General features: G+C 61.5%; 2 protein-coding genes. One reads left to right on the top strand and one right to left on the bottom strand.

The annotated features are described in order from the left end of the window. Nucleotides 1-2,628 (top strand): AsmA-like C-terminal region-containing protein (locus tag BGN91_RS12850; protein ID WP_292613737.1); only part of this gene is annotated, 2,628 nt, incomplete at its 5' end. 47 nt (nucleotides 2,629-2,675) lie between these two features. Here the strand turns inward: BGN91_RS12850 and tyrS are convergent. Continuing rightward, nucleotides 2,676-3,352 (bottom strand): tyrosine--tRNA ligase (tyrS, locus tag BGN91_RS12845; protein ID WP_292613736.1); only part of this gene is annotated, 677 nt, incomplete at its 5' end.

Genomic DNA, 3,352 nt, shown 5'->3' with positions numbered 1-3,352 from the left:
CCGCCCGCCGATGGCGTGCGTCCTGTTGATCTCCGCGCCACCGAGGTTCCGGCGAAGAACATCCTGCTGGCGCTCCGCATCAAGGATCTCACCTATAGCGCCGACATGCCGCTCAGTGGCGAATTGAAGGGCGAGATCGGCCGCGACGGCCTGCCGACCTATCTTCGGGGCAGCCTCTTCGCAGGCAAGGGCACGCTCATCGATACTGACACGCCGGACTATCCCATGGCGATCGATCAGATCGAAATGAACATGGAGTGGGATTCAGGACGGCGTGTCCTTGTTGCACCGTTCAAAATCGTGTCCGGCGAGAATCGAATCACGTTGCTGGCCCGTCTCGAGCCGCCGAATGGCACCGTCCCGGACTGGCAGATGAGCCTGAGCGGCGGCACCATCGTTCTCGCCGGCTTCGATGGCGAAAAACCCCTGATCTTCAATCGCATCGCGGTGGGACTGCGGTTCGATACTGAACACAGGCAGTTGAGGCTCACTCAAGCCGACATCAGCAACGGCGAGGTCGGCGTCGCCGGCACCGGCAGCATCGACTATTCGGAGGAGCCACGGCTGAAACTGGGCTTTGCCGGAACGCCGATGTCCGCGGCTGCGCTGAAGAGCATGTGGCCGGTCCTGATTGTGCCGGAAGTGCGCGAATGGGTCATCGAGCGAATTGGACGGGGCTCTCTTCAGCGCATCGAAATCGGCGTCAATTCACCGCTGCGTAATCTGTCGCGACGCGGACCGCCAATCCCGGACGATGGTCTTTCGGTCGACATCGTCGCCAGCAATGTGACGCTGCATCCGGTCGATGAAATGCCCTCGATCCGCGACGCCGATCTGAAAGCGCGAGTGACCGGCAGAACCGCGACGGTGACGATCGGGCAAGCCGCCGCCGACACTCCGGCCGGCCGCAAGCTCAACATTTCCGACGTCGTTTTCGAGGTGCCGGATATGGCGCCCAAACCGGCGCCGGCCAAAGTGAAGTTCAGGATCGATGGTGCGGTACCGGCAGTCGCCGAAATTCTCGCCTCGGATCGCCTCAGCGAATTCACCGGCAATCTGATCGATCCAAATTCCAGCAAGGGAACAGTCGCTGCGCAGATCGCGCTCGGCCTGCCGATCAGGCGTCAGATTACCAAGGAAGATACGACCTATTCCATCACCGCCGATCTCGCAGGGTTTGCCGCCGACCACTTGGTCATGAATCAGAAACTTGAAGCGAACGCGCTGAAGGTGGTCGCCAATAACCAGGGGTATCAGGTCAAGGGCGACGTCAAGATCAACGGGCAGCCAGCTTCGCTGGATTATCGCAAGCCCACTGACGGCGACGCCGACATCAAGTTGCAGGCCACCCTCGATGACGCGAGCCGCGCAAAATTCGGGATCGATCTCGGCGCCGGGGCGACCGGTGCTATTCCCGTCAAGCTCGTCGGAAAAATCGGCACCGACAAGGACAGCAAGATCGGCATCGATGCCGATCTGACGTCCTTGAAGCTCGACAACTTTCTGCCGGGTTGGGTCAAGCTGCCGGGAAAATCAGGCCATGCGACATTCAATATAGTGCAGAAGCCGCAATCGACGCGCCTGGAGGATATCGTTATCGACGGCGGCGGCGTCACGATTAAGGGTTCGCTGGAGATTGATCAGAACGGCGATCTCTTGAATGCGAATTTTCCGGTTTACGCGCCGTCAGAGGGCGACAAGGCTTCTCTGAAGGCCGAGCGCAACGCGGACGGCGTGTTGAAGGTCGTCATGCGCGGCGACGTATTCGATGGCCGCGGCTTCATCAAATCGGCCATGTCCGGCAAGCAGGCCGATACCAAGGGCAAGGCCAAAAGCATCGATGTCGATCTCGACCTGAAGATCGGAGCCGTGGCCGGGTTTTATGGTGAAGCCGTGCGCAGTGCGGACGTGAAGATGGCCCGGCGCAACGGCTCGATCCGCAGCCTGAGCATGAGCGGCAAGATCGGGCGCGATACCTCGCTGACCGGCGAGCTGCGCGGACGTCCGCAGGGGCAGGACGTCATTCTGATCGAAACCGACGACGCGGGCTCGTTCTTTCGCTTTACCGATACATACGGAAAGATGTTCGGCGGGCAGCTTTCGCTTGCCATGGACCCACCGACCGCCGAGCCGCGCGCCAAGCAGGGTCTGATCAACGTTCGTGATTTCACCGTCAAGGGCGAGACGGCTCTGGATCGCGCGGCCGCCAGCGGTCCGCAGACCGCACGGAACGGCATCTCGTTTTCACGCCTGCGCGCGGAATTCACCCGTCAGAACGGACTGCTTTCCGTGCGCGATGGCGTCGTCAAGGGTCCGATCATCGGCGGAACCATCGAAGGCAACATCGATTTTCCCGGCAATCAGGTTCGCATGAGAGGCACGTTCGTGCCGATGTACGGGCTCAACAACATCTTCGGACAACTTCCGATCGTCGGATTGTTTCTCGGTGGCGGCAGCAACGAGGGGCTGATCGGCGTAACCTACGAGGTGGTGGGAACGCCGGGTCAGCCGCAATTGCGGGTCAATCCGATTTCGGCCATGGCCCCCGGCGTGCTGCGCAAAATCTTTGAATTCCAGACCGGCAATCCGGCCAATCAGGTCGAGTATCCGTCGCAGAGCGGCAACTGATCGTCCGCCAAGTGGCAGTTCGTCAATCAGGCGCTGTCACGGATGCTTTATGCCGGCCGCAGCAAGACGTGGCGCTTCTTGCCCATCGACAGCTTGATCACGCCCTCGGGTGTCAGGTTGTCCGGCGTCAGCATCATCTTTTCGTCGGTGACGGCGACATCGTTGACACGAAGGCCGCCGCCCTTGATCTGACGGCGTGCCTCGCCGTTCGAAGCGACGAGACCCGCCTTCACGAACAGCGCGAGCACGCCGGCGCCGCTTGCAAGCTCGCTTTGCGGAATGTCCAGCGTGGGAAGACTTTCCGCGATGGCGCCTTGCTCGAAAGTGGTGCGTGCGGTGTCGGCGGCTTTCTCGGCCTCATCCCGGCCATGAAGCAGCGCGGTCGCTTCCGTCGCCAGCACCTTCTTGGCCTCGTTGATCTCCGCGCCCTGCAACGCAGCCAGTTTCGCGATCTCGCCCATCGGCAGGATCGTGAACAGCTTCAGGAATTTGACGACGTCGGCGTCCTCGACGTTGCGCCAGTATTGCCAGAAGTCGTAAGGGCTGAAGGCGTCGGCGTTAAGCCAGACCGCGCCTTGCGCGGTCTTGCCCATCTTCGCGCCGGATGCCGTCGTCAACAGCGGCGTCGTCAGGGCGAACAGTTGAGGCGTTCCCATCCGGCGGCCGAGATCGACGCCGTTGACGATGTTGCCCCATTGATCCGACCCGCCCATCTGCAGGCGGC

The organism is Nitrobacter sp. 62-13 (assembly GCF_001896955.1).
GTDB lineage: Bacteria > Pseudomonadota > Alphaproteobacteria > Rhizobiales > Xanthobacteraceae > Nitrobacter.
The sequence above is the reverse complement of the archived record's forward strand: the minus strand, read 5'-3'. Positions and strand labels throughout refer to the sequence as shown.